This is a genomic window from Archangium sp. Cb G35 (genome assembly GCF_001896145.1).
Lineage (GTDB): Bacteria > Myxococcota > Myxococcia > Myxococcales > Myxococcaceae > Archangium > Archangium violaceum.
The window spans coordinates 36,887-63,879 of sequence record NZ_MPOI01000004.1; the positions used below are offsets into that span (position 1 = coordinate 36,887).

Sequence of the window (26,993 nt, forward strand, 5' to 3'; positions counted from 1 at the left end):
GGTTGTGCTCTGGCGCGCGGTAGCATGGCCAAGAGGATCCACGCGCCGTGACGGTCAGGCGTCCGCCAATGTTGGAGACAGTCGCAAATAAAAACCAACGTCCTGTTTGCTCCATCAGAAGCAGAGAACTAGCCTCGCCCCCTCTCGTTCACCGAAGGGGGCTTCATGACAAAGCAGGTGTCGTTCTTCCTCAATGGCAGGGCGGTCACGATCGAGGAGCCATCTCCGGATCTTCTGTTGATCGACTACCTCCGTTCTCCGGAGGTGAGCCTGGCGGGACCGAAGAAGCCTTGCGGCCAGGGCGGCTGCGGCGGCTGTACCGTCATCCTCTCGAACTGGAACGAGAAGAAGAATCGCGCCGAGCATCGCGCCATCAACTCGTGCCTGCGTCCGGTGCTGGCGCTGGAGGGCCTGGTGGTGACGACGGTGGAGGGCACCGGTGCCGCGCGGCGTCCCAACCCCGAGAACCTGAGCCACTCCGCCACCTACTTCCGGGCCGCCGCGGTGCCGCAGTCGGCGCTCCCGCCTCCGCCCGCGCTGGTGAACGCCCAGGATGAGGCCAACGCCAAGCGCCTCGAGGTGATCAGGAAGGTCAACAAGGCCCGGCCCAAGGCCGCCCTGACGGCGAAGCTGCGCGAGGAGGTGCCGGAACATCCCTCGGAGTTCTCGCACGAGGGTATCAACCCCGTGGCCCACCGCCTGGCCATCAACAACGGCACGCAGTGCGGCTACTGCACCGTGGGCTTCGTGATGAACATGTCCGAGTTCATCGTGAACAACCCCAAGGCTACCAAGCGGGAGATCGAGGACATCTTCGACGGCAACATCTGCCGGTGCACGGGCTACCGCTCCATCCTCACCGGCATGAAGACCTTCGCCTCCAACTGGACGAAGGAGGACGAAGCGAACCGGATGAAGTGTCTGGGCGATGATGCCGTCCAGTCGCAGCTGCCGACGGCGAACGTGGTGATTCCATTCCCCTCCGAGGCCCGGGCGCCCGCCAGTGGCGTCTCGCTGGATGACACCTCGCGCCGGTGGTTGACCCCGGCGAGCCTGGCCGAGCTGGCCCGCCTCATGCGCGAGAACCAGCGCAAGAAGGTCCGCCTCGTCCACTCCAATACCTCCTACGGCATCTACAAGGAGGAGTACCTGGAGACGGAGCTCTTCCTGGACGTCCGGTTCATCCCGGAGCTCAACGTGGCGCCCAAGGTGACGGACACCGGGCTGCGCGTTGGGGCGGGCATCAACTACAGCGAGCTCATCCGCGTCCTGGAGAGCACGATGCTCTCGCGCGGCGAGGCGAAGGCCCGGAAGGATGGGGAGACGGACTACTCGGAGACGACGCGGTTGGGCGCCACCCGCTTCATGGCGCGGCGGACCGCCGGCCGCATCGTGCGCAACGCCGCGTCGCTGGGCGGCAACTCGATGCTGGTGCTCAAGCACATCGCCGAGGGTACTGGTGAGCCGTTCCCCTCGGATGCCTTCACGGCCCTGGCCGCCATCGACGCGGAAATCGAGTTCCTGGACACGCAGCAGGGGGAGAACGCCCAGCCCCAGCGCGCCACCGTCCAGGCGCTGGTGGAGCGGGTGGCCGCCAGGCCCGCGCTGGCCGACTCCCTCGTGCTGCTCGCCTACCACCTGCCCTTCGGCAAGCGCAACGAGGTGGTGCTCGCCCAGAAGGTGGCGCTGCGTGACGTGAACGCGCACAGCATCCTCAACGCGACCAGCCGCCTGAGCCTGTCCAAGACGATGGAGGTGGACGTGGCGGTGCTCGTCTTCGGCGGCGTCGCTCCCTATCCGTGGCGCGCCCGGAAGACGGAGAAGGCCCTGCAGGACAAGCCGCTGTCACTGGCCTCCCTCCCGGCCCTGGCCAAGACCCTGGCCGCCGAGGTGAGCGCCGAGCTCGCGCGCTGGGCCCCGCGCATGAAGGGCCTGCCCTCGGAGGGATTCACGGACGAGTACCGCGTGCAGCTCGCCACGGCCTTCTTCTACAAGGCGGCGGTCAACGCGATGGACGAGCGCGGCGTCGCCGTTCCCCCGTCCATCCGCTCGGCTGGCGAAATCACGTGGGGCCACTGGCCCGTCAGCGACGGCATCCAGGAGTACGCGATCCAGGACTACAAGGCTCCCGTCTCGCAGCCGTACATCAAGATCACCGCGATGGAGCAGTCCTCCGGGCAGCTGCACTATACCCATGAGCTGCCGGTCCCCCCGCGGACCGTCAATGCCTCCTTCGTCCAGAGCCGGCGGGCGCTCGCCGGCTTCCAATTCGTCATCCCCGGCAGCGACAAGGCGCGCGAGACGAGCGAGCTGCGCGAGCACCTCTCCAGCCGCTACGAGGGCTTCGTGGACCTCATCACCTGCGAGGTCTTCAAGCACGGGCAGATCAACAAGCAGGGCATGGGCGCCGACCAGCCGATCTTCGCCGAGGGGCGGGTCGACTACGTGGGCCAGTCCATCGCGCTGGTGCTCGCGGACACCGAGCAGTTGGCCGAGCGCATCGCCCAGTACGTCACCGACACGTGCGTCTCCTACGGCCCGGTCCCGCCACCGCAGGGAGACGACAGGCCATTGCCCTCGTGGTGGTCCAAGCCCATCTTGAGCCTGGAGGACGCCATCCGTCTGGGGAGCATCTACCCGGACTGGCCCCAAGCCGCCGCCTTCGTGACCCACGTCTGGAAGGTGACGCGCAATGGCAGCCGGTTTGGCTGGGTCACCCCCAAGAACAAGCCCGAGCAGCAGGTGGACCGGACGATCGTCAACCGGCAGGCGACGCTGGACGGCATTTCCTGCCAGGTCGTCGAGAGCACCCAGGCGTGCGGCGGCCAGGTGCACTTCTACATGGAGACGCAGGCGGCCATCGCCGAGCCCCTGGACGGCCGGCGCATGATGGTGCGGCCCTCCACGCAGAGCCCCATGGAGATGCACCAGACCACCGCCATGGCGTTGGGCGCTCGCTACAACAGCATCGACGTGCAGGTCCCCCCGGTGGGAGGCGGCTACGGCGGCAAGACGGAGCAGACCCGCTTCGTGGTGGGAGCGGCGGCCATCGCCGCGCATGAAATCAAACGGCCGGTGCGCCTGGTCCTCTCTCGCGAGCAGGACACGGCGATGATCGGCAAGCGCCACGCCTACTTCTCCCAGTACCAGATCGCCATCGATCGCGGCGACGTGGACTCCAAGGACAAGGGGCGTATCCGCGGCCTGCTCAACAAGATGTGGGGAGACGGCGGCGCGTTCTACGACTGCTCGTTCATCGTCTCCAACTGCATCCAGGCGCGCGGGGACAATGCCTATCAGATCCCCAACTTCGAGACGCAGATCGACGTGTGCCGCACCAACACCGCGCCGAGCACCGCGTTCCGCGCGTTCGGCGACATCCAGGGCAAGCTGATGCTGGAGAACGCCGTGGATGACGCGGCCTACGCCATCGGCATGCTGCCCGAGGACGTGCGGGAGAAGAACCTCTACGAGCGCGGGGACGTGACGCCCTTCGGCCAGGCGCTCTCGTACTGCTACATCCGCGAGGTCTGGTCCTACCTGAAGCAGAAGTGTGACTACGCGACGAAGCGCCGCGAGGTCGACGAGTTCAACGCGAAGAACCGCTGGCGCAAGCGCGGCCTGGCGATGATGCCGGTCAAGTACGGCTCGGGCTACAACCTGGTGATGCTGGAGCAGGCGGCCGCGGTCGTCTCGGTGTTCCAGGGCGACGGCAGCATCGTCATCCACCAGGGCGGTGTGGAGATGGGGCAGGGCCTGCTCACGCAGGTCCGGCAGATCGCCGCCTACGTGCTGAACGTGCCCCTGGAGTACATCCAGGTGGAGGCGCCCAAGACGCTCGTGACCCCCAACCCGTCCAGCACTGGCGCGTCCACCGGAACGGCCTACAACGGCGAGGCGGTCAAGCGCACGTGCCAGGAGCTCGCCGCGCGCCTGCGGGACTTCGCCTACGAGCTGCGCACGGAGCAGGGCAACGACTGGTGCGTGAACCAGGGCATCGACTTCTGGAACCACGGGCAAGAAGGGTGGATGGCCACGGTGACGGTCAACGGGCAGACCAAGCGCATCTGGCAGTTCCTGGTGGCGCTGGCCTACCAGTACCGGGTGAGCCTGGTGTCCACCTTCACCGCGCCCATCCGGGGCGGTGAGACGCCGGTGCCGGTGGTCACCTACAAGCCGTATGAGCAGCAACCCGTGCTGCCCGGCTACCCCCTGATCGACAAGGAGCATGCCTATCCCGGCGCGTTCGACTCGTTCGTGGGGTTCACCTACTCGGCCGCGTGCTCGGTGGTGGAGGTGGACATCCTGACGGGCGAGGTGAAGGTGCTCAGCTCGGACCTCGTCTACGACATGGGCTGGAGCCTCAACCCGGCCATCGACGTGGGCCAGGTGGAAGGCGCCTTCGTGCAGGGCCTCGGCTACGTGCTGTCCGAGAAGCTGGCGTTCGAGCCCGACGGCCAGGAAGCCGGCCGCCTCAACTCCCTGAACACCTGGCGCTACAAGCCGCCCGCGACCACCAGCATCCCGCTGGAGCTCAACGTGTACCTCTTCCCGCGCAACCTGGCGGGCGTCCCGGAGGACGCCACCGAGGGCATCTTCTCCTCGAAGGAGGTCGGCGAGCCGCCGCTGGTGCTGGCCACCAGCGTGTTCCTCGCGGTGAAGGCGGCGATCCGCACCTCGCGCGTGGAGCGTAAGCTGAGCGGCCTCTTCCGGTTCGACGCGCCCGCCACCGTGCAGGAGGTGCGCAAGGCGTGCGAGGTGAGCCTGAACGACCTCAAGCCGTGAGCCGGGCACGGCGCGCCGGCGCATGACGCGCCGGCGCATCCAACCACCTCCCGCTCAGGGCTGGGCTTCGACGATGCCGTAGCCCAGCCCCATGCGGAACTTCATGGACAGAGCCGCTCGACCGACTTGATCCGCACCGCTCCGTCGACGTTCGGGTCGTTCGTCTGGTCGCCGATGGCGATGGTGCCGTTCGTCGTGAAGTTGTTCCGCGTGAGCTTCGCGACGCCGTCGATGCTCACCGTCGCCACCTTCGCCGCGTCCACCGCGAGCTCGTAGACATGATATGCGCCGTCGGTCACCGGGAACGCCGCGGACTGCGTGTCGTCCGCCCAGCCGATCGCACCGCTGTCGAGGTAGATCAGCTGCGAACGATCCGTGGTGTTGCCGGCCGGCGACGTGAAGCTCCCCAGGATGGCCGCGCCGCTGTCCAACGTGTTGTGGGTGTTCACCGACTCGACCTGCATCGTCACGTGGATTTTGAACGGCTTCGTTGCGTCGAGCGCGTTCGCCCTCGCGATGAGCAGTTGCCCGCTCGTCCGCCCGCCGCTGTTCGTCGACGTCTGGAGGCGAACGTAGTCCGCGCCGTACGTGAGCGTATTCGGCGTCTGCGAGATCGCCGTCCAGCCCTGCGCCGTGATGTCTTCGCCGCCGACCAGCAGCGGAACGCTCGCGCGGGCCGTCCACTGCGTCGTCGACGTCGCCGGCACGCACGTCTCGCAGGCGTTCGCCGGATTCGGCGCACCCGCGGCGTAGACCACGCCGTCGATGAAGCACTTGGGAGCGCACATGCCAGCCGAGCACACCTGTCCCGGGTTGCACGGCGTCCCGTCAGCGCGTTGCGTCCACGCGGTCGCGGACGTTGCTGGCGTGCACTGTTCGCACGAATTCGCCGCGTTCACCGCTCCGGCGGAGACCTGCTTGCCGTCGATCTGGCAGAGCGCGACACAGACGCCGCCTTCACAAGCCTCGCCTGTCGCACAGGCCTTGTCGCAACCACCGCAGTGCTTCGGGTCGTTCTCGATGCTCACGCAGGAGCCGCCACACAGCTCGACGCCGGCGCTGTCGCACTCCACCGGGTCGCAGGGGAGAGAAGTGTCGCCGCAACCGGCGACGAAACCGAGCACGACGAGGCAGGAGAGAACGGTAGATCGAATGGAGAGCATTGTGCCTGCTACCTTACCCCCGCTCCCGTAGCAACCTCCGCTGAAGCCGTTGGCGGAGAAGACGTCCTCGTCAGTCCTGACTCTTGCGACGGACCAGGCGAAGCTTGCCCTTCTCCCCGGCGCACCAGAAGTTGCCGTCTCCCGTTCCCTCGACTCCCGCGATCGTCTTCACGGGAACAGCCAGGGATTCCTCCACCGTTCCATCGGACGCGAGGCGGCGGAGCTCGCACGGCTTCCCGTCCCCGCTCGCGCCATGCCAGAGCGATCCCTCGACGCACGACACGCCGGTGACGAAGCGATCCGACGTGAGCGTCTTCACGATCGCACCGGTCTTCGCATCGACCTTGTGGATCTTCGAGCCGTCGTAATGACCGATCCAGAGATGACCATCCGCCCATGCCATCCCGCTGTCATGGCCCTTGGCCGGCGCGGGAAGCTTCCGGACGACGCGGCCGTCCGCTGGCTGGATGACGAGGATTTCTCCGTGAGCGAGCTGATAGAGGTGCTCGCCGTCGAACGCCGTGCCCGCATCGGCAGCCGGAACCGGAAGACGGCGAACGACCTTCTCCGTCTCCGGATCGAACGCGACGAGCTCGTTGTCGCGCGCGAACCACACGAGATTCCCGTCGAAGGTGACTCCATGGATCTGCGCGTCGTCCAAGGGCAGGTACTCGCGAACGATCTCAGCGGTGCGTTTCGACGCGCTCATGGCAATACTCTCGGGCTTTGGACTCGGGTTGTGGGTCTTTCGTCAACGATCGCCGGATTCGTACCACGAGCGCGGCCACGGCGGCGCCAGCTCCTGTCGTCGTGGCGGCGGTGATCGCAAGGGATGTCAAACAAGCGGGGCACACGGTTTCTCCTCGGTCGGCTCCAAGGAAACCCTAGGGACGTGCGGCGAGACCCGGGAGTAACATTCGTGACGCGGAGCCCGATGACAAGTCAGCCGCTCCAGGCGATCCTCGGAGGATGCCATCCGCTCCTACAGCCCTGCTTGAAGCCGGACGCGCGCTCGCGAGCGGCGAGCCGCTGAGGGCGCTCGGGATCGTCGGGCGGACGGAGGGCTCGCTCGGGCTCACGCTCAGGGGAATCGCCTATGCGCAGATCGGCGATCTCGAGCTGGCGAGGACGTCGCTCGAGCGAGCCATCTCGATCGCGGACGAGCCGCTGACACGAGCACGCGCACGAGCAGCGCTCGTCGAGATCGCGCTGAGCACGGGCGATCCCCTGCTCGCCGCACGAGCCGCGAAGGAGTCCGTTGACGAGCTCGCCCGTCTCGGTGATGCACGCAATGCGGCGATGCAGCGCCTTGTCCTCGCGCGCGCCGAGGTCCTGCTCGGCCGCCTCGGCGAGGCCCGCCGTGTCGTCGAGGACGTCATGGCCACGGCACTCGCGCCGGACCTGCGCGCGAGCGCCTTGCTCGCCCAGGCGGAGATCTGTCTCCGTGCCATCGCAACGTCCGATGCACGCGACGCTCTCTCCCGCGCTCGCCGTGCGCTCGAAGGAGCACCGAATCACCTGCTCGCGCGTGCCCTCGCCGCGCTCGAGCAGGAGCTCTCACGCCCCGTCGCTCGGATGCTGCGCGGAGGCGTCCTCCACGAGGCCGATCTCTTCGCGATCGAGGAGAGCTCTCGCGGCGGGTTTCTCCTCGTCGATGCGTGCCGGCGCCTCGTCATGGGTGGGCAGCTCAAGTGCCCGCTCGCGAGGAGGCCCGTGTTGTTCGCGTTGCTCCTCGTCCTCGGCCGCGCCTGGCCGGCCTCCGTGCCGAGAGACGAGCTCGTGGCACGCGCCTTCGACGTGCGCCGGGTCAACGCTTCGCATCGGGCGAGGCTGCGTGTCGAGATCGGCCGGCTCCGCAAGGTCATGGCCGGGCTCGCGGCGGAGCCGATCGCCACGCCGGACGGCTACACGCTCTCGTCGGCGCGTGAGGTGGTCGTGCTTCTTCCACCTTCGGATGACGAGGCCGCACGCATCGCGCTTCTCCTCGGCGATGGTGCGTCGTGGTCGGCACAAGGTCTGGCGGAGCACGCCGGTGTCTCGAAGCGCACCGCGCAGCGGGCGCTCGGCGCTCTGGTGGCGAGCGGCGGTGCGATCCGGACGGGAAGGGGAAAAGACGTGCGCTATACGCGGCCCGGAACCCCCATCGCGTCACGAATGTTACTCCTCGGTCTCGTGCCCCAGACATAGATCACTCCCGTGGCGGCAAGAGTGCCGCCCGAAAGCGCGGAGTCGCATCATGAGCCAGGCGAGCATGATCACGGGCGAGACGAATCAGGAGACGCGAAGGAGCGTAGTCACGCGTGAGGAGTGGGTCGAGGCCCGCAGGGCCCTGCTCGCGAGGGAGAAGGCCTTCACGCGCGAACGCGACGCCCTGAGCGCCGCGCGTCGCGAGCTTCCGATGGTGAAGGTCGAGAAGAGCTACCTTTTCGAGGAGCCGAACGGCAAGCGCTCGCTCGCCGAGCTCTTCGAGGGCAAGCGCCAGCTCATCGTGTACCACTTCATGTTCGATCCGAGCTGGGACGAGGGATGCAAGAGCTGCTCCTTCGTCGCTGACAACTTCGAGGGTTCCCTCGTTCACCTCTCGGCGCGTGATACGTCGTTCGCCGCGATCTCGCGTGCGCCGTTCGCGAAGCTCGAAGGCTTCAAGAAGCGCATGGGCTGGAAGTTCCGCTGGCTCTCTTCGTCGGGCACGGACTTCAACTACGACTACCACGTGTCGTTCCGTCCCGAGGACGTCGCGGCGCGGGCTGTAGAATACAACTACGAGAAGAAGCCCTTTTCGGGGTCGGAGGCACCGGGCCTCAGTGTGTTCCTCCGCGAGGGCAACGACATCTTCCACACGTACTCGACGTACGCACGCGGCCTCGACCTCTTGATCAACACGTACAACTACCTGGATCTCACGCCACTCGGCCGCCAGGAGCAGGGGCTTCCGTACGGGATGGCGTGGGTGCGCCATCACGACAAGTACGATGCGCCCTGAGATATGACAAGACGCTCAGCGATGTCGAATGCAGTCACGTTGGTTGATTGCAACCATACTGGCGAGCGCGGGTCATCCAGAGATTGTGGCGCATCTCCCAAGCGCCGTGCGTGCTCCGTCCCGGAGTAGTGTCTCCGGTCATGCGCCACCAGACCTCACTCGTCCTCGTCCTCGCATTCACCGCCGTAGCCAGCACGTCTTCCTGCACACCACCCGACAGCCCGCCGATGCCCTCGGATCCCCAGTTGTGCAACGGACCGCTCGGCACCCGGGCTCAGCTCACGACTCCCATCGGGGCCACCGAGGGCCCGAGGATCGACGAGCCACTCGAGTGCAGCAAGGGCAGCAGCGGCATGGATGAAGGTGCCTATATCCGCATCCATGGACAAGGGACGCGCCAGCTCGTCATGCCGGGCAGGGCCGGTGAGCAGACCTGCGTGCCTCCAGCCGGGGCAAAGTCAGACGTCTGCCCCGAGGTCCCCGCGAACGAAGTGGCAGACGAGATCAAAAAACGGCTCCAGGCTCGCGGAATCGTGGTCAACGGCACTGGAGCGGGCGTGTGTGCTCAGCCTGTCGGGGATGATTTCGACACCTGGGACTACTCCGTCGGTATCACGGACTGGAAGGATGCCGACGCCGCCGTCGCCATCGTCGACGAAGTGCTCCAGGGGTGGGGCATCGGCCACCACTTTGGAATCTCCGTGTGGGGAATGAACTGCGACATGGTGCTCTTCTGAGGCCGCCAACAGGCCTTCCATCCTTCATCCCTCCGCACCCATGCTCTCCACCGCGCTCCTCGTCCTTCTCGCCGCGACGCCCTCCAGCACCGATACCCTCCGCGCCTCCCTCCAGGAGCGCATCGCCCAGGTGAAGGGGGCCACCGTGGCCGTCGCCTACCAGCATCTCGGCAATCCCAAGGACTCGCTCTTCCTGGAGGCCGAGCGCTCCTTCCATGCGGCCAGCACCATGAAGGTGCCAGTGATGATCGAGTTCTTCCGCCAGGTGGATGCCGGCAAGCTGTCCGTGGGCCAGGAATTGACCCTCACCAACCAGTTCGCTTCCATCGTGGATGGCTCGCCGTATGCCTTGGATGCGAAGGACGACGAGGATGCCTCCCTCTATGAGCGGCTCGGCAAGCCGGTGCCCGCGCGTGAGCTCGTCGAGCGGATGATCACCCGCTCGAGCAACCTGGCCACCAACACCGTCATCGCCCTGGTGGACGCGAAGCGCGTCACGAAGACCCTGCGCTCGCTGGGCGCGCGCCAGATGACCGTGCTGCGCGGCGTGGAGGATGGCAAGGCGTACCAGAAGGGCCTCAACAACACCGCGACGGCGCGGGACCTCGCCACCCTGATGGCGGCCATCGAGCAGGGGAGGGCGGCGTCACCTGCCTCCACGCAGGCGATGCGCACCATCCTCCTGGCCCAGGAACTGAACCTGGAGATCCCCGCGGGCCTGCCACCGGGCACGCCCGTGGCGCACAAGACGGGGCAGATCTCCGGCATCCTCCACGATGCCGCCATCGTCTATCCGTCCGGCAAGTCTCCCTACGTCCTCGTGGTGCTCACCAGCGGCATTCCGGACGAGAAGGTGGCCCGCTCGCTCATCGCGGACCTCTCCCGGCAGGTCCACGCGCACGCGACGCGGTAACGCCGCGACCTGGGCGGCGCGGCGCCGGATTCGGTTGATTTTGCCTGGCCCGAAGGTGTAGATGGGCTGAAGTTGAAAATCATAATCAATATCGACGATCTTGTTCCCACCGCGGTTCCAGCGGCCATCGAGCGCGCGGACACCTCACGCCCCGTTGGAAGGGCGCACGGGGGTCTCGCTGCGTTCCTCCTGTGCTGCCTCGCCGTCGCGCCGGCGTACGCGCAGGATCGCGACCCGGGCGAGGGGGTGGGGCCAGTGGCCGCCCCCTCCGAGCCCCCGCCCGCGGAGAGCGCTCCCGGCACCCCCGAGGCGCAACCCCAGGCGGCCGAGCCGGCACCACCGGCGGCCGACCCCGCCCCGCCAGACTCCGCCCCTCCTCCAGAGAAGGTTCGCGGCACCGTCGTCCGTGCGAAGTCCTCCTCGTCCCGCCGGCTCGTCCGCAGTGCCGAGGCGGTGGACGTCGTCGACACGTCCGAGGCGCAGGGCAGGTCGGAGGACCTGGCCGAGGTGCTGACCCGCCAGTCCGCGGTGCAGGTTCAGCGCACCGGAGGCCTGGGGAGCAACACCCAGCTCTCGCTCGCGGGCCTCGCGGGAGACCAGGTGCGCCTGCTGCTCGACGGCATCCCGCTCGACTACTCGCCGTTCGTGGCCGGGCTGGGCAACGTGCCCGTCTCCTTCATCCAGCAGATGGAGGTGTTCAACGGCGTGGTGCCGGTGCGGCTCGCGACGGACGCGCTGGGCGGCGCGATTCACCTCCGCTCGGACCTGAGTCCCCCCGAGACCGGGGCGTCATTTACCCTCCAGTCCGGCTCGTTCGACTCGTACCGCGGCACCGCGCGGCTGTCGTGGCTCGCGCCCGAGCGCCGCTTCTACGCGCGGGCGGTGGGTTTCCACGACCGCTCCCGCAACGACTACCTCATAACCGCCGAGGCCTCCGGTGCGATGGGCCGCGTCGAGTCGCGTGAGATCCATCGCAGCCACGACGCGTATCTGGCGTCCGGTGTGAACCTGGAGGCGGGGGTACTCGATCTCCCCTGGGCCGACCGCCTCGCCGCGCACGCGTACTTCGCGCAGTACGACAAGGAGATTCCCCACAACCCGGTGATGACCACGCCCTACGGTGAGGTCACCACGCGGCGCCGGAGCCTCGGCCTGACGCTCCAGTATACCGCCCCTCCCACCGAGCGGCTGGGGCTCTGGGCGACCGCGGGCTTCAACCGCCGCCTCTCCGAGCTGTCCGATGTCTCGGCCTGCACCTACGACTGGTACGGCAACTGTGTCTCCGAGCGCCCCACTGGAGGAGAGATCAGCGGTCTGCCACAGGAGTTGTTCACGCGGTTCGACACGGCCTTCGCGCGTGTCCGCGGAGCGGTCTCCACCTGGGCCCCGGAAGACCTCGAGTTCTCCCTCGCCTTCGACCAGAGCTGGAGGACCGGCCGCAACGACTACCTCCAGCGCTTCGGCTACTACGACGCGGCCGCGGTGCCCATCGCCATGGGCTCGGGCATCGCCGGGGTGTCGCACCGCCAGCGGCTGTTCGAGGAGAGCCTGGAGAACGTCGTCTTCGCCAAGGGCTATCTGCAGCTCGCGCGCATCGGGGAGGACACGCGCTCGGCGGTGACCTCGCACGAGCGCACGTCCGTGGCGGCCGGCGTGGGTGACACGCTGCGCTTCGCGCTCACCCGGCAGCTCTCCTTGAAGGCGTCCTACGAGTACACCACGCGCCTGCCTCGCGCCGACGAGCTCTTCGGGGACGGTGCGTTCCTGCTCGAGAACCTGGAGCTCGCCCCCGAGCGCAGCCATAACGGCAACCTGGCGGTGGAGCTCACCCCGCTGGTGACTCCCGCGGGCGTGTTCTCCGCCAACCTGATGGGGGGCGTGCGGAGCGTCCAGGACCTCATCATCCTCATCGCCGGCAACCAGACCGAGCGCTACGAGAGCGTGGGCAAGGCGCGTGCGCTGACGCTTCACGGAGGCTTCGAATGGACCTCGCCCGGCCGCTGGCTCTCGCTCGGCGCGAACGCCACCGTCAACGACTACCGCAACCTCTCCGAGACCGGCACCTTCGCCCGCTTCAATGGGGACCGGCTGCCGTACCGTCCCTGGTTCCAGGCCTCGGGGGCGCTGACGGTGCGCGTGCCCGAGCTCGTCGCCACGGGGGATGCGCTGTCACTCACGTGGAACACGCGGTACGTGCATACCTTCTTCCGCTCGTGGGAGAGCGCGGGCCTCGGCTCGCCGAAGAAGCCGGTGCCGTCGCAGCTGGTGCACTCCGCCTCGCTGCACTACCGGCTGCCCGCCGCGCGGCACGCGTTCACGGCCTCGCTCAGCATCGACAACCTCTCCGACGCGGCGGTCTTCGACGTCATCGGCGTGCAGAAGCCCGGGCGCGCCGTCTTCGGGAAGTTCTCCGTCGATCTCTAACCCGTGCCGGAAGGCACGGACAGACACAACAGGAAGGCAACGACATGAAACTCCGGATTGCAATCGCTCTTCTCCTCGGCCTCGCGACGGCATGCGAGGATGGCAATAACGGCACCCCCGACGGTGGCAGCCCCGATGGCGGGGGCGAGACGCCGCTCTACGCCATCTCCACCTTCGTCAACACGGGCGGCGCGAACCAGAGCTACCTCGTGCTGACCGACAGCGTGTCGCGCGAGCAGCACATCGATGTGAAGGACGGAATCGAGCTCCCCGGTTCGTCCTCGCTCGCGGTGGGCGCGCCTCGGGGCAAGGCGCTGTTCGTCACTGGCGACGCCGCGGCCACCCTGACCCGCTACGACCTGGACGCGAGCGGGAGGCTGTTCGCCGGTGCGACGGTGTCCTTCCAGGACCAGGGCAGCACCGGCCAGCTCGCCGCCTACTCGTCGCAGTACATGTTCGTGTCCGAGACGAAGGCCTACTACCTGGACGCGAGGACGTACAAGGCCGTCATCTGGAACCCGAAGGACATGACGTTGACCGGGGCCATCGACTTGTCGGCGCTGAACCGGGCGGGGTTCGCCATTCAATTCTCGGGCAGCCACGCGGTGCGCGTGGGCAAGGAGCTCTTCTACGGCGTCGGCTGGCTGACCGCTGACCGCCTCGGCGTGGCGCCGAGGTCGGCGATGATTGTCATCAACACGGAGACGGACACGGCCACCATCGTCGAGGACACCCGTTGCGGCTGGGCGCGTGATGGCGTGCTGGGTGCTGATGGGCTCATCTACGTCGCCACCGAGTCCTTCGGCGGTGCGGCGTACGACCTCGATGATGCGAAGGCGGGCGCGCCGTGCATGATTCGCTTCAACCCGGCCACCAAGACGTTCGACAGCCTGCTGGTGTACCTGGACGATGTGATTGCTCCCGCGACGCCCGGGGACATCGCCGGCATGCTGGTGCCCGGCACCGGCGGCAAGGCGTACCTGCGCGTGCTCGACTCGACCCTGGTGCCCTCCAGCGCCACCACCCCCATCCAGCTTTCCACCGCCACGGCCTGGAGGCTCTGGGAGGTGACGCTGGGCAACGCGCCCACCGCCACCGTGGTCGCGGGCGCCGCGCCGACCAACGGGCGCTCGGTGCTGCAGGACGTGGGCGACGCGATCATCGTGCCCGACTACTACGGCGACTCCGCCAAGACCGGCCTGCACGTCATGTCCGGTGACCCGACGGTGAAGACGACGGTCGAGGGCCAGGCGCGCTCGGTCATGCGCCTGCGCTGAGCGCTCACCGTCACGGGAAGCTGGGGTGGCCCGCCGTCCTGGATCCAGCCGGGGGGCCACCGCGGCAGTAGCACCTACTCCGGCTTGTCAGGGGCGGCCTGCTCGCCCTCGGGCCGCATCGCCCCGACCAGGGCCATCATCTGCGCCACCAGGGTGGTGAGTGCCTGGCCCTCCTGGGCGCCCGCGCCTCCTCCGATGGTGACGGAGCGCAGCTCCTGGGGCCGAGGCATCTTCTCGGCGATGGACGGCAGCAGCTCCACCATCCGCGCCTGGAGGTTGGCCGAGCTGAGTCCGTTGAGGATGCGCTGGCGGTTCTCCAGCAACTCCAGCTCCACCCGCTTCTGCCGGTTGGCCGCGGCCCGCTGTGTGTCGAGCAGCTCGATGGCCGTGAGGGCCTCGCGCTTGCTTTGGGCGGCCTCTGCCTCCTGCTTCTGTTTCGCCAGATCCGCCTCCACTGCCAGGCGAGCCTTCTCCAACTCGGCCGTCTGGAGCGCGGATTGCTGCCGCTCGACGGCCAGCTTCCGGGCGTCCTCTTCCTCGCGCTGTTGGCGCCGCAGCCGCTCGGTTTGATCGCGGTCGTAGGCCTCCGACTCCTTGCGCGCGCGGAGCATCGCCAGCTCGCCGTCGGTCTCCAGCCGTGTCCGCTCGCGCTGCTGTTCCACTTCCATCTCACGGTGGTTGATGGCCTCTTCGGTCTCCAGCGTGGCCAGCCGCGCCACGCGCTCGCGCTCGGCCCGGAAGGGCTTCTGCAGGCTCTCCCAGAGCCTCGCCGAGCTCACCACCGCCTCCTTGATCTGCACCGTGACGATGCGCAGCCCTAGGCCCTTGTCGCCGCCGCCGCCCCCCTCGGCCACGTGGCGCAGGCGCGCCGTGAGCTCCTCGATGATCGGCTGCTTGTCCGAGAGCACCGCGTCGATGCTCATGGTGGCCACCTTGTCCTTGATGGCGGCCTCGGCCTGCTCGCGCAGCTGCACGTTCACCACCCTCATGGGGTCCTCGGCGTCCGTGAAGTCGAGCTTCTTGTACGCGGTGGCGAAGTCCTCGATGATCCACTGCACGTAGCCCTGGACCAGCAGCCCTTGCAGCTCGCGGCAGATGCTGTGCGCGTTGATGAGGATGGTCTGCATGGCCCCCGGTACGACGAGGAACGAGTCCGTTCCCGGGTTGAAGCCGAAGGAGACGCCGAGGCCGATGTGCAGGGGCTGGGCATGGCCCCGGCGGGTGTGCACGACGTAGGCGTTGGGGGGAACCACGACCGTCTTCCACCTCCAGAAGCCGGTGATGCGCACGTCCACGGCATTGCCCGGAATCTCGCGAGGGGGCGCGGCGAGGGCCCGGGCGGCTCTCGGTGCCGCCATCTGGGCCTGGGCCATGGGCATCACGGCCTTGCGTGCCTTCAGGTCCACCTCGAGGCGTTGCTGCTGCTCGCGGACCTGATCCAGGTATGCGTTCCTCACTGGCTCGTGGCTCATCGACGTCGGTGCCCCCATGTTCCGGAGGGGAGCCGGCCATCGGCACGCCATACCCGGAAGCTTCGCGCGCATCTAATCAGACTTGATCCATTGCGCCTATTCGGGGGCCCGGGCGAGAGCCACGAGCCGAGGAAGAAGCGGATGGTCTCGGAGGGCTTTCACCATCAGCGGCCGCATCCGCTTCTTCACCGCCAGGTCCAGGCCTTTCACATCCAACTGAGTGCAGGCAACGCTTTTGAATCTCAGCCTGGGGCCTTCCGCGGTGATGAGGGCCACGAGTCCTCGCATGAGCCGGGTTCCCGGGTAGTCGCTCGTCTCGCCGCCAGCCAATGTGACGAGCGCCACACGGAGCGCACGGATGACGCCTTCCACATGCTGGCCATGCTCGGTGGTACACCGCTCGTTGGCGAAGGATTGAATCCGTCCATCGGACTCGCACCACTGGAGCGCACACCGGACGCGCACGTCGTTCCATTGCACGTCGAAGGCCAGCGGGTGAGGGTGGAGGCGTGGCAGGTTCCGGGTGAGTTCCTCCACCCGCTGAGCGAGACCCCCCGGGTAATGCACCTCGCGCTCCACGCCCTGGGGCTCGGTGAAATGGATGCGCAGCCCGGGGATGAGGAAGGCCAGTTCCCGGCAGTGCTGGAGGATCCTCTCCACCTCGAGGACGTGCTCCTGGAAGATGCCGGGGTCCGGGAAGAAGTCGATGCGTACGCCACGGGCCGCGTCCCCCGGCACCGGCTCCGCGGGAGCCACTTCCGCGGGCTCGTTCGAAACGATGCCTCGCGCACCCTGGGCTCGCCACTGCCGGCCACCGTCCCACATGTCCACCTGGAAGCGGGAGGAGAGGGCGAAGACGACGGGCAGGCAGAGGCCCCACCCCGAGGGCCACTCACGTCCTTGGATGCACTGGAGGAGCTGCTCTGGGGGCAGGATGGGCCCCGGATCGAACAGACACAGGGAACCGTCCTCACGCAGCCTCAGGCTCGCCCCGCGATGCTCTCCGCGCCTGGCATGCTTGAACACCACGTCCAGGAACATGCGGACGAGTTGGTGCAGCCCGGAGGACTCCGTGTCCCCGAGATACAGGGCGGCACGCTTGCGGACAACCTCGTGGACGGGGATCTTCTGGATGGGCGGCTCGCTCACGTCGCTCATGATAGGTTCCAGGGTGCCGTGAGCGAACGTCCTTCCATCCTGGTGGTCGATGATGATCCGCACCTGCGCGAGGTGGTGGGCTTTGCCCTCTCGCAGGCGGGCTTCCACGTCGAGCAGGCTTCCAACGGACGCGCGGGCCTGGAGCAGGTGCGCCGCTCCGTGCCCGCGCTCATCGTCCTGGACATCATGATGCCCGAGATGGATGGGCTGGAGATGTGCCGCGAGGTCCGCCGCGCCCACGAGGTCCCCATCGTGTTCCTCTCCTCGCGCGACGACGAGGTGGACCGGATCCTCGGTCTCGAACTGGGCGGAGATGACTACATCGCCAAGCCCTTCAGCCCGCGCGAGCTGGTGGCGCGCATCAAGGCCGTGCTGCGGCGGGCCCGTGCCAACGCGAGCCCCGTGCCCTCCGCGCCCGCTCCCTCGCCCGCCCAGGTGTTGCAGCGCGGCCCCTTGCGGATGGACCTGGACCTGTGGCGCGCGTACTGGAACGGCCAGGAGGTGGTGCTCACCGTCACCGAGTTCCACCTGCTCGCCGCGCTCCTGCGCGCGCCCGGCAAGGCCTTCACCCGCGACGAGCTGATGACGCGCGTCTACGAGGACGTGGTGGTGAGTGACCGCACCATCGACAGCCACGTGCGGCACATCCGGCAGAAGTTCGCCTCGGCCGGGGGCGAAGTCATCCAGACGGTGCATGGCCTTGGCTACCGGCTCGCGCTCCCCTGACCGCCAGCGCGCCCGCCCGCGCCTGTGGATGGTCTTCGCCGCGGTGGGGCTGGGTGCCCTGATCATCGCGCTGCTTGGCCTGGCGTTCGTCCGCGTCTACGACAACCAGCTCATCCGTCAGACGGAGAGCGAGCTGATCGCCCAGGGCGTCGTGGTCTCCTCGCTGTATGGCGAGCTGCTGCGCGAGAAGGCCGGGACGGAGGCGTATGGTCTGACCCGGCTCTCTCCCGGGCCCTTCGCCTCGCCCTCGGACTCGAGCCTGCAACCCATCCTTCCCTCGCTCAGGGCCTCGGACGAGGCACTGCCCGCCGTGGAGGATCCTCCCGTCTCCGCCATTCCCGCGGATCCCCGTGCACGCGAGGCGGGCAAGCAGCTCTCTCCGCTGCTCGCCCAGGTGCGGCGCTCCACGCTGGCCGGCATCCGCGTGGTGGACGCCCAGGGCGTGGTGGTGGCCAGCAGCTCCATGGGGCTGGGGACCACGCTGCTGGCGCGTCAGGAAGTTCAGCAGGCCCTCCGCGGCGAGCCCCGGAGCGTGCTGCGCCGGCGGCTCGCCGATCCCGAGGACGCACCGCTCGCCTCCCTGAGCCGGGACACCGGGGTGCGCGTCACGGTGGTGCTGCCGGTGCTCGAGGGCGATCGGGTATGGGGCGCGGTGCTGCTCTCCCGCACGCCCATGACGTTCGCCAAGGCCCTCTATGCGGACCGGTGGAACCTCACGGCCACCGGCCTGGTGCTGCTGGGGGTGGTGGCGTTGATGTCGCTGGCCGCGGCGGCGCTGGTGGTCCGCCCGGTGAGGGCCCTGGTGCGGCAGACGCGCGCCATCGCCGCCAGCGCGCCCGAGGGCTTCGAGCCGGTGGCCCGCCCGGTGGTGGAGGAGCTCGCCGAGCTCTCCGAGTCCCTGGCCGGCATGGCCACGGCGTTGAGGGATCGCAACCAGTACATCCGCTCCTTCGCGGCCAACGTGTCGCACGAGTTCAAGACGCCGCTGGCCTCCATCCAGGGGGCGGTGGAGCTGCTGCGCGACAGCGCCGACGCCATGTCCCCCGAGCAGCGCGAGCGCTTCCTCGCCAACATCGACGCGGATGCCCGGCGGCTCACCCGGCTGGTGCAGCGGTTGTTGGAGCTGGCCCGGGCGGACTCGCTGGTGGCCCGTCCCTCGCGGACGGAGGTGGGCCCGCTGCTGGAAGCCCTGGCGGAGCGGGGCCGGGCCCGGGGGCTGGCCGTGGAGGTGGGAGCGGTGCCCGCGGGGCTCGTCCTGGGCCTGCCCGCCGAGGTGCTGGAGGACATCCTCTGGCAGCTCATCACCAACGCCTCCCAGCATGGGGGCGAAGGGGTGCACGTGCGGCTGGAGGCGGACGTGGCGGGGGAGGGGAGGGGACGGGTGGTGGTGCGCGACGATGGTAGGGGCATCTTCGAGTCCAACCGGGCCCGCGTCTTCGACGCCTTCTTCACCACGGCGCGCGAACGGGGAGGCACGGGGCTCGGCCTGACGATCGCCCAGTCGATGCTGCGGGCCTTCGGGGCCAGCCTGGAGTTGTTGCCATCGGGGCTACAACAGCAACGGGGGGTGGCTTTCGCGGTGGTGGAGGCGGCTCCCCGCTTGTGGACGGGCCATGCCTCGGGCTAGACCCACCCCGCCCGAGGTGGTCCCATGGTAGGCTGAGGTCATGACGCCATAAGTGGGGTGCCTGCGTGCCAAGGGGGCCTGACCCACGGGTCTGGGCACAGCAAGGAAGCAACACCATGTTCAAGAACGAGAGACTCGTTTTCGATCAGACCGTCGAGGGGCTTTTCGTCCGGGCCATCGGTCCGAAGATCACGCCCACCCTCAAGCAGCAGCTGAAGCAGGCGGGGTTGGACCTCGACAAGCGGCTGTTGCCGGCCTACCCGGTCGAGGTGTGGGAGCAGTGCCTGCGCCTGGCGGCGAGGTCGTTGCACCCGGGCAAGCCGGAGGCGGACGCCATGCGGATGCTCGGCGAGCGTCACATCGAGGGGTACAGCGAGACGATGCTGGGCCGGGCCCTCTTCGGTGTGTTCCGGCTGCTCAACCGCAAGAAGCGGCTGGCGCGCGTGCGGCAGAACTTCCGCGCGGGCAACAACTACCAGGAAGTCCTCATCACCGATGTGGGACCCACCGAGGTGGACATGTGGTTGAACGAGCGCGGCATGCTGCGCCACTTCAAGCACGGCATCGTTCTGGGCACGGGGCGCTGCGCGGGGGACCTCGAAACCACCGCAGTGCTGCGCCACTTTGATGATGAGGGCGTAACCTTCCGCATCTCCTGGCCGGAGGAGAAGCGCTGACGTGCTGTAACCCGTGCGCTTCTTGCCGGGCCACGTCGGCTCTGCGAAGGTTCACGTATAGGGGGGTGACGGTATGCCGACGAGCGAGCAAGCCAACCTGCCGCGTTGGAAGAAGCAGGCGGGGTTCTTCGAGATCTGGTTCCTGTGTGTGCTCGATCCGGGTGGCGAGCGCGCCTGGTGGTTGCGCTACACCCTGTTCACCCCGGCCCCGGGCGCTCCGGGTGAGCCTCGGGCCACGTTGTGGGCCGCGGCCTTCGACTGTGGGTCGCCCAACGAGCCCGCGGTGGCGGTGAAGGCCATTCATCCCATCTCCGCCTTCGATCCGGGGACGCCGGGCCGCTTCGGCATCCGCATCGGGGACGCGGAGCTGGCGCCGGGCAAGTGCCATGGCAGTGTCGCCTCGGGCGGGCACTCCATCGCGTGGGATCTGCGCTACACCCCCGAGTCCGGCGAGGCCGTCCGGCGTACGCCGCGGGGCGTGGGGATGCTGCCGCTGGTCACGCACGTCAACCACGCCCAGGACGACCTCACCTTCAGCGGAACCGTCACCGTGGACGGCAAGCAGTTCGAGGTGCGCGGAGCTCCGGGGATGCAGAAGCACCTGTGGGGCCACCGGCGCATTGAGGATCTGACGTGGCTGTACTGCCCGATCTTCCGCGAGGATCCGGAGGCCCGGCTGGAGGCCCTCACGGTCCGTCAACGGCGCGATCGGGGCCCGCGCCTCACGCCCATCTACCTGCGTACCTCGAAGCAGCAGCACACCTTCCATGAGGTGCCCGGGCTGCTGTTCACCAAGATGGAGGCGCCGCGTCCCGGTGAGCTGCTCTTCCAGGCGGCTTCGGCCACCGTGTCCGTGAAGGGGCGCGCGTGGTGCGATCCCCGGACGCTGGTGGGCTACGCGTACAGGGACCCGGAGGGCTGGGACGTGCACGTGGCCCAGAGCGACGTGGCCAACTGCGAGCTGGAGTTCTTCACCCGCTCCCACCCGTACGCGGACTGGAAGCCGGACGGGAGGAAGCTCACCTCGGCCGTGGGTGCCCTGGAGTTCCATGGGCACGAGCGGATCGACGGGGTGCGCTACATCGAGTGGGACGGCACCGTGCTGCCGGGCCTGGAGGTGCCCCTCAAGGCGGCGGAGGGCACGTAATGCTGACGCTGGCGTCGCGCGCCGTCCCGGCCTCGATGGCGGCGCTGGATCCGGACCGTACGCCCGGACGCACACAGCCCCTGGTGCTGTCGCCCAAGCGGGTGCATGCGCTCGGCCTCACCTACGCGGCCCACATCAACGAGACGGGCAGCGACGCGGGCGGCCCGGCCGTCTTCGCCAAGGACGCCGCGTCGTTGCTGGTGCGGGGGGACTCGGTGGCGAGCCCCTCGCGCGACGCGATGCTGGCGGCGGTGGCGAGGCTGGACGCGGAGCTGTCCTCGCGGGTGGCCTCGCGCTTCCCGGAGCTGCCGCCCCTGCTGGACTACGAGGTGGAGCTGGGCCTGGTGCTGCTGGAGGACGTGCGCGCGGACGCGCTGGAGCGTCCGGACTTCGCACCGCCTGTGGGCTACTTCCTCGCCAATGACGTGACGGCGCGCACGGTGCAGGTGCTCGGCGAGGGCCGGCCGGACCGGATGGCCTTCTGGGGCGCCGCCAAGAGCCTCCCGGGCTTCTTCGTGCCCGGGCCCGTCCTGTGGGTGCCGGAAGCGCCCCAGGCGGAGGCGTGCCTGGACGTGACGCTCACCCTCACGGTGAATGGGGAGGTCCGGCAGCGGGGCCGGACGATGGAGCTCATCGCCTCGCCGCGCGAGTTGCTGCGGCTGGCCGCGCGTGCGGTGCCCTCCGGGCTGTTGGAGAAGGGCGATGCCGTGCTCACCGGGACGCCCTCGGGCGTGGCCTTCACGGTGCCCGCGTGGAAACGCAAGCTGGCGGCGCTGCTGCCGGGCCCCACCGCGAGGCTGTCCGCCGCGCTGCGCACCCACGCCACCAACCCCCGCATCCTGAAGGCCGGGGACGTGGTGGAGATGGACGGCGGGGTGCTGGGCCGCCGCCGCATCACCATCACCGGTTGAGTCAGGCCCGGGCGTCCAGCGCCTGAAGGATCACCGGGTAGGTGTCGCGCGAGGCGGTGCTGCCCATGAACGTGTCCAGGTGCCCGTACCCCGGGAGCATGATGCGCTCGTAGAGCGCGGCCCCGTGGGCCTCCCGCAGCCACTCGTACGTCCGCGTCGAGGAGGCGGGCAGGTACGTCTGGTTGTGCTCGCCCACCACGAAGGTGATGGGGAGCTTGAGGTGCTTGGGGTCCAGGTAGTCGGGCGGCTTCACGGTGCCATAGCGCCGGAGGTTCTCCTTCTTGCCGTAGTCGTAGCGCACCGCGTGTCCCGCCCGGGCCATCTGCGCCAGGTGGCGGAACGTCTGCATGTTGCAGCGGCCGAACTGCTCGTGCAGCCGCTCGTGCGTCTGGATGTTCAGCCGCGCGTGCTGGTACAGGCGCCCGTACAGGAAGGAGAGCCGGTGGCACACCGTGCTGTCGCACTCCCGGTACACCAGGTCCACCATCTTGCCGAAGGCCGCCTGGAGCCTCGGGTTCTGGGTGCCCTCGTCCGGGGACATGTAGTTCACCGCCACGTCCAGGATGTCCGGCAGCCGCATCCGGGACTTGAACAGCGTGGCGCGCGGCACGTGGTGGTGCAGTGCCACCTGCGAGGCCACCACGTTGCGCACGTCCGGCAGGTACCCCGCCGCCAGTGACATGAAGAACGTCACCGAGCCGGCGCAGTGCACCACCGCTTGCACGCTGTCCGCCTTCGTCACCTCGCGCACCTTGCGCACGGCGGCGGGCATGTCGTGCTCGGCCGCCTCGTCCAGGGAGAACTGGCGCAGCGGCAGTTGTGTGCTGGCGCGCCAGTCCAGCAGCCACGTGTCGTAGCCATGGCGAGCCAGGTACTGCACGAAGTTCTCCGAGATGGTGGGCAGCTTGAACATGCCGCTCCACACGCCGGCCCCGTGCACCAGCAACACCGGGCCCTTCGTGCCACCCTGGTAGCGGGTGAGCCGCATCGGGACGCCGTCTCCCGCTTGCACCTCGTGCCGCTCGGCGGCCGGTAGTGTGTCCATGATCCTCATGGCCCTCTCCTCATTCACGAGGGGCAGCCCTGTCGCGGGCCGCCCGGGTTGTCAGAAGCTGCGCGCCGCGGCCTCGGCGATGCGCTCGGACACCGCGCTGATGGTCATCACCGGGTGGAAGCCGATGGAGCTGGGAATGACCGAGCCGTCCGCCACGTAGAGGCCGGGGTACTGGAACACCTCGCCCTCGGTGGACACCACGCCGCGCTCGGGGGACTCGGCCAGGTGCGCCCCGCCCAGCGAGTGCACCGTGAGGGGCTTCTTGAAGAGCTGCCAGGTGACGAGCGGCGCGTAGGTGCCGCCGTACTGGGAGGCCAGCTCCCGCATGGCCTTCTCCATCCGATCGACGAGCGCCTTGTTCTCCCCGGCGTAATCCCACTCGATGTCCAGCCGGCCGCCCTTCATCACCATGCGCCCGTTGGCGTTGTCCCGGCCGATGCCGAAGAGGTTCGTCATTCGCGCCGGATCCGCCGCGTTGCGGGCCGGCCTGCTGAGCAGCCCCTTGGAGAAGGCCAGGTCGAGCGCCGGCCCCAGCAGCGGCCACAGCGGCGCGCCCAGGCCCTGCAGGAGAGGGATGAGGTTCGGCTGTCCCATGCCCGCCAGCACCTCCATGACGGGCTTGTTGAAGGTGGGCGCCGCCATGGTGAAGGAGGGCTCGGCGTCGAAGAAGCGCATCACCGTGGAGACGTCCGGCCCCACCCAGGGCTCCAGGTCCTCGCGGCTGTTGAACACCGAGGCCAGGAAGTCACCGTTGCCCGAGTAGCCATGGCCCAGCCGCGCGCTCAGCCTGGGCAGGGTGCGCGTCTTGTCGCGGCTGCGCAGGAGGATCTCCACCGTGCCCAGCGTCCCGGCGGACAGCACCACGCGGGCACCGTCCACGAAGCGCTTCTGCCCGGTCACCAGGTCCTGGAAGTGCACCCGGTAGCCGCCGCCCGGTGCCGGCTCCACATGGGACACCTGCATGCGCGGCCACACCGTGGCCCCGAGCGCCTCGGCCCGGGCCAGGTACGTCAGATCCATGGTCTGCTTGGAGCCGAACTGGCAGCCGAACTCGCACTCCGCGCAGAGCTGGCACGCCTTGCGGCCGGGGCCGGGCGACTCCGTCCATGCCACGGCCTCGGGCGGATCGAACACCTCCCGGCCCATGCGCTGGGCCGCGCTCCGCAGCACGTTGCGCTTGCGCAGGGAGATGGACTCGGGCACCGGCGTCAGCTTCAGCTCGCTGGCCACCTTGTCGTAGTAGGGCTCCAGCGAGGTGCGGGTATAGCTCCTGGGCCAGCGCGGATCCTCGAAGACGACGGGGTCCGGCCGCACGTGGATGTTGGCGTAGATGAGCGAGCCACCGCCCACGCCACTGGCCGCCGCTGTACCAATGCCGGAGAGGAAACGCAGATCATAGAGGCCCTGGGCCTTCTCGCGGGAGGCGTGGCGCCAGAGCAGCTCGTTCGTGCGCGTCACGTCCCGGGGGAACTGCCCGGGGCTGTAGCGCCGGCCGCGCTCGAGTACCGCCACGGATTTGCCGGCCTGCGCCAGCCTCAAGGCGGAGATGGAACCTCCAAAGCCGGAGCCCACCACGACCACGTCATACCGGTTCGCCATCGCAGCCATGTGTCTCTCCTATGTTTCCAATCGCGGGCGGACGAAGACGTCCCACAGCGTGCCCAGGAACCTCGAGCCGAAGCGCCAGTACGCGTCCGCCTTCACCTGCGCCGAGGTGGTTCCGAGCACCTCGAAGGTGGTGAGTTGCTCGGCGAAGTCCTTCTTGTTGAGGCGGATGATGCCGCTGGACACCACCGGCCCGTCCTTCTCCTTGCCCTGACGGATCACCGTGTGGAGCGTAGCGGTCGCCCCCCACACGTCGAAGTCGCCCTGGTCCTTCACGACCTTGTACCCGTCGAGCAGATAGGGCTGGCCGTCCTGGCCGATGAAGGGCAGCAGGTAGATCATCCGCCGCTCGTAGAAGCTGTCGGTGTCCGCGAAGAGGTTGAAGACGCCATTCTCCACCCTGGCGCCCTCGGGCGGGGTGAGGCCGGAGACGTGGACGACGCCCTGGGCGATGCCTCCGTAGGCCGGATCGGCCAGGAAGCGATCCAGGTTGGTCAGGGTGATGGTGACGGTGAACTCCGCCACGCGGTTGGCGCTCTGTCCCGCCTTCTCCGCGCCCGCGTAGTCCTCGGCGGGCGTGTGGCCCGGCGAGTGGAAGCCCGTCATCCGCTCGGTGAAGCGCATGCCCACCACCGGGCTGGTGGAAGCCACCGTGCCGCCCACCGGGATGGTCACCTGGCCGACCAGATCCTCGCGGGGCGTGGCGAGGGCCCGCTCCGGCGCCTTCCAGTCCGGGGTGTCGAGGATGACGCGGATGGCCTTCTCCACGTTGCGCTCGGCCACGGCGGCGATGGTGGACGCGGGGTTGACGCCGGTGCTGGAGGGCAGGGCGGCCCCGTCCAGCACGTACAGCCCGGGGTAGCCGTGCACCTCACCGTTCGGGTCCGTGACGCCGTAGGCCTCGTCCTCGGCCATGACGCAGCCGCCCAGGTTGTGCACGGACACGGGGACGTGGAGCCGCTCCCACAGCGGGTTGTAGGCCACCTGCGCCCCGAGGGCCTCCGCGATGTCCTGACAGAGCTGCTCCTGCGTGCGGTACAGCGGCAGGTTGGAGGGCACGTCCCACTTCGCCTGCAGCTCGCGCGTGAGGGGCACCAGCTCCAGTTTCCCGTTCGACTTGTCCCGGCCCATGGCCAGGAACACCGACTGGAAGCGCCCACGCTCGCCGTCGATGGACGACATCTCCTTCGCGCGCTGGCGGAACACCTTCACCAGCTCGCGCTGCATCAGGTCCGTGGGAATCCGCGCGAGGCTCTGCGCCGGGTTGAACATCTGGAGGGCCCCCGCCACCTGCGCCGGGTGACCGCCCTCCTGGAAGAGGAACCACCGCTTGCCCGGCCCCTGGCCCTCGTCCACCACGATGCTGGTGGTGATGGTGGGCCCCACCGCTGGATCCCACGGCTCGCGCGTGTCGAAGGCGAAGGCGACCAGATCTCCATTGGCCGAGTAGCGGTAGCCCAGCGTGTCACTGAGCTCGTGCAACGTGCCCGAGTCGTCCCGGCAGCGCAGCAGCAGCTCGGTGGTGTTCACCGCGCCCGCGCACAGGAAGACGCGCCGCGCGTCCACCGTGCGCTCCACCCCGTCCGCAGCGTGGTCCTTGTAGGTGACGCGGTAGCCCGGCGCGAGCGGCTCGATGTTGATGGCCTCGGCCTGGGTGGTCACCTGGGCACCACGCTGCTCGGCGACGGCCAGGTAGTTGAGATCCAGCGTGTTCTTCGCCCGGACGTTGCAGCCGATGTCGCACTCGCCGCAGTAGTTGCAGCCTTCCTGCGCCACGCCGAACTTGTTGGGCATGGACTCGCCAGCGGGAGTGAAGCGCACGGCCAGGTCCGGGTGGAAGAACTGCGCCTCGCGCCCGAGCTTCTGGGCCACCTCGCGCATGCGCTTCGTCTTGGTGGGCAGCCCCCGCGCGGACGAGGTGATGGGCTGCACGTCCAGCATGTACGCGACCAGATCGTAGTACGGATCCAACATCGCCCGGCCGTAGCCCGCGGGCCAGCCGTTGGCGAAAGTCTCCTCGGGCGGGCGCAGGTGCACGTTGGCGTAGATGAGCGAGCCACCGCCATAGCCGGCCGACTGCACCACGCTCATGCCCGACAGCAGCTTCACGTCGAGCAGGCCCTGGTTGTGTCTCCACAGCCAGCCGTTGAACGGATTGTCCCAGTCACGCGGGAAGCTACCCTTGGGATAGCGCCGGCCACGCTCCAGCACGCGCACCGACAGGCCCGCCTGCGCCAGCCGGCAGGCCGCCACCGCACCTCCAAAGCCGGTGCCAATGACCAGGGCATCGTACGTTTCGGTCATCTCTACCCCCCTGTGGAGCCGCCTCTCCCA

Annotated in this window: 19 protein-coding genes; 12 read left to right on the forward strand and 7 right to left on the reverse strand. The window is 68.6% G+C overall.

Going from position 1 to position 26,993, the window contains the following annotated elements; all coding sequences use genetic code 11:
• Positions 1-165 precede the first annotated feature (165 nt).
• Complete coding sequence (locus BO221_RS13535) at positions 166-4,785, forward strand: molybdopterin cofactor-binding domain-containing protein (protein WP_073560878.1); 4,620 nt, start codon at positions 166-168, stop codon at positions 4,783-4,785.
• A 101-nt stretch (positions 4,786-4,886) separates the two neighbouring features.
• Here the strand turns inward: BO221_RS13535 and BO221_RS13540 are convergent, their stop codons facing one another.
• Together BO221_RS13540 and BO221_RS13545 are read right to left on the reverse strand one after the other, a co-directional pair.
• Positions 4,887-5,948, reverse strand: coding sequence for a hypothetical protein (locus BO221_RS13540; protein ID WP_073560879.1), 1,062 nt, complete (start codon positions 5,946-5,948; stop codon positions 4,887-4,889).
• Between the two features lie 70 nt (positions 5,949-6,018).
• The gene (locus BO221_RS13545; protein ID WP_073560880.1) at positions 6,019-6,657 is read right to left on the reverse strand and encodes a PQQ-binding-like beta-propeller repeat protein; all 639 of its coding nucleotides are present in this window, start codon (positions 6,655-6,657) and stop codon (positions 6,019-6,021) included.
• Positions 6,658-6,917: 260 nt separating this feature from the next.
• On the opposite strand from BO221_RS13545, the gene BO221_RS13550 reads away from it, so the two are divergent.
• The 6 genes from BO221_RS13550 (at position 6,918) to BO221_RS13575 (ending at position 14,282) form a co-directional block, all read left to right on the forward strand.
• Positions 6,918-8,135 (forward strand): hypothetical protein, encoded by a 1,218-nt coding sequence (locus tag BO221_RS13550; RefSeq protein WP_073560881.1) that lies wholly within the window; start codon positions 6,918-6,920, stop codon positions 8,133-8,135.
• Between the two features lie 49 nt (positions 8,136-8,184).
• Positions 8,185-8,931: a DUF899 domain-containing protein gene (locus BO221_RS13555; protein ID WP_233165982.1), complete on the forward strand. Its 747-nt coding sequence runs from the start codon at positions 8,185-8,187 to the stop codon at positions 8,929-8,931.
• Positions 8,932-9,071: 140 nt separating this feature from the next.
• Positions 9,072-9,668, forward strand: a complete 597-nt coding sequence (locus BO221_RS13560; RefSeq protein WP_073560882.1) for a hypothetical protein — start codon at positions 9,072-9,074, stop codon at positions 9,666-9,668.
• Between the two features lie 40 nt (positions 9,669-9,708).
• Entirely contained in the window at positions 9,709-10,581 is an 873-nt protein-coding gene (locus BO221_RS13565; RefSeq protein ID WP_073560883.1) for a serine hydrolase, read from the forward strand.
• A gap of 72 nt (positions 10,582-10,653) precedes the next feature.
• Positions 10,654-13,005, forward strand: a complete 2,352-nt coding sequence (locus tag BO221_RS13570) for a TonB-dependent receptor domain-containing protein (protein WP_143195433.1) — start codon at positions 10,654-10,656, stop codon at positions 13,003-13,005.
• Between the two features lie 44 nt (positions 13,006-13,049).
• Positions 13,050-14,282, forward strand: a complete 1,233-nt coding sequence (locus tag BO221_RS13575; RefSeq protein ID WP_073560885.1) for a hypothetical protein — start codon at positions 13,050-13,052, stop codon at positions 14,280-14,282.
• Positions 14,283-14,356: 74 nt separating this feature from the next.
• Here BO221_RS13575 and BO221_RS13580 read toward each other — a convergent pair whose 3' ends face one another.
• Positions 14,357-15,739 carry an SPFH domain-containing protein gene (locus tag BO221_RS13580; protein ID WP_233165984.1) on the reverse strand — a complete coding sequence of 461 codons (1,383 nt, stop codon included), beginning with the start codon at positions 15,737-15,739 and terminating at the stop codon, positions 14,357-14,359.
• Positions 15,740-15,850: 111 nt separating this feature from the next.
• Positions 15,851-16,912, reverse strand: a complete 1,062-nt coding sequence (locus BO221_RS13585; protein ID WP_073560887.1) for a hypothetical protein — start codon at positions 16,910-16,912, stop codon at positions 15,851-15,853.
• Between the two features lie 18 nt (positions 16,913-16,930).
• Here BO221_RS13585 and BO221_RS13590 point away from each other — a divergent pair, with 18 nt between their 5' ends.
• The 5 genes from BO221_RS13590 to BO221_RS13610 all read left to right on the forward strand — a co-directional run bounded on the left by BO221_RS13590 (position 16,931) and on the right by BO221_RS13610 (position 22,000).
• The gene (locus tag BO221_RS13590; RefSeq protein WP_073560888.1) at positions 16,931-17,638 is read left to right on the forward strand and encodes a response regulator transcription factor; all 708 of its coding nucleotides are present in this window, start codon (positions 16,931-16,933) and stop codon (positions 17,636-17,638) included.
• Positions 17,607-19,265, forward strand: coding sequence for a histidine kinase dimerization/phospho-acceptor domain-containing protein (locus BO221_RS13595; protein WP_073560889.1), 1,659 nt, complete (start codon positions 17,607-17,609; stop codon positions 19,263-19,265). The genes BO221_RS13590 and BO221_RS13595 overlap by 32 nt, the downstream gene beginning before the upstream one ends.
• A 116-nt stretch (positions 19,266-19,381) precedes the next feature.
• Positions 19,382-19,942, forward strand: coding sequence for a DUF2378 family protein (locus tag BO221_RS13600; protein ID WP_073560890.1), 561 nt, complete (start codon positions 19,382-19,384; stop codon positions 19,940-19,942).
• Between the two features lie 73 nt (positions 19,943-20,015).
• Positions 20,016-21,089, forward strand: coding sequence for a hypothetical protein (locus tag BO221_RS13605; protein WP_073560891.1), 1,074 nt, complete (start codon positions 20,016-20,018; stop codon positions 21,087-21,089).
• On the forward strand, positions 21,089-22,000 hold the full coding sequence (locus BO221_RS13610; protein ID WP_073560892.1) for a fumarylacetoacetate hydrolase family protein: 912 nt from the start codon (positions 21,089-21,091) through the stop codon (positions 21,998-22,000). The genes BO221_RS13605 and BO221_RS13610 overlap by 1 nt, the downstream gene beginning before the upstream one ends.
• Position 22,001: 1 nt before the next feature.
• Here the strand turns inward: BO221_RS13610 and BO221_RS13615 are convergent, their stop codons facing one another.
• The 3 genes from BO221_RS13615 to BO221_RS13625 are packed head-to-tail and all read right to left on the reverse strand — an operon-like array spanning position 22,002 to position 26,963.
• Positions 22,002-23,054: an alpha/beta fold hydrolase gene (locus BO221_RS13615; RefSeq protein ID WP_233165986.1), complete on the reverse strand. Its 1,053-nt coding sequence runs from the start codon at positions 23,052-23,054 to the stop codon at positions 22,002-22,004.
• A gap of 51 nt (positions 23,055-23,105) precedes the next feature.
• Positions 23,106-24,662 carry a GMC family oxidoreductase N-terminal domain-containing protein gene (locus BO221_RS13620; RefSeq protein WP_073560893.1) on the reverse strand — a complete coding sequence of 519 codons (1,557 nt, stop codon included), beginning with the start codon at positions 24,660-24,662 and terminating at the stop codon, positions 23,106-23,108.
• A 9-nt stretch (positions 24,663-24,671) separates the two neighbouring features.
• Positions 24,672-26,963 carry a GMC oxidoreductase gene (locus BO221_RS13625; RefSeq protein ID WP_073560894.1) on the reverse strand — a complete coding sequence of 764 codons (2,292 nt, stop codon included), beginning with the start codon at positions 26,961-26,963 and terminating at the stop codon, positions 24,672-24,674.
• Positions 26,964-26,993 lie beyond the last annotated feature (30 nt).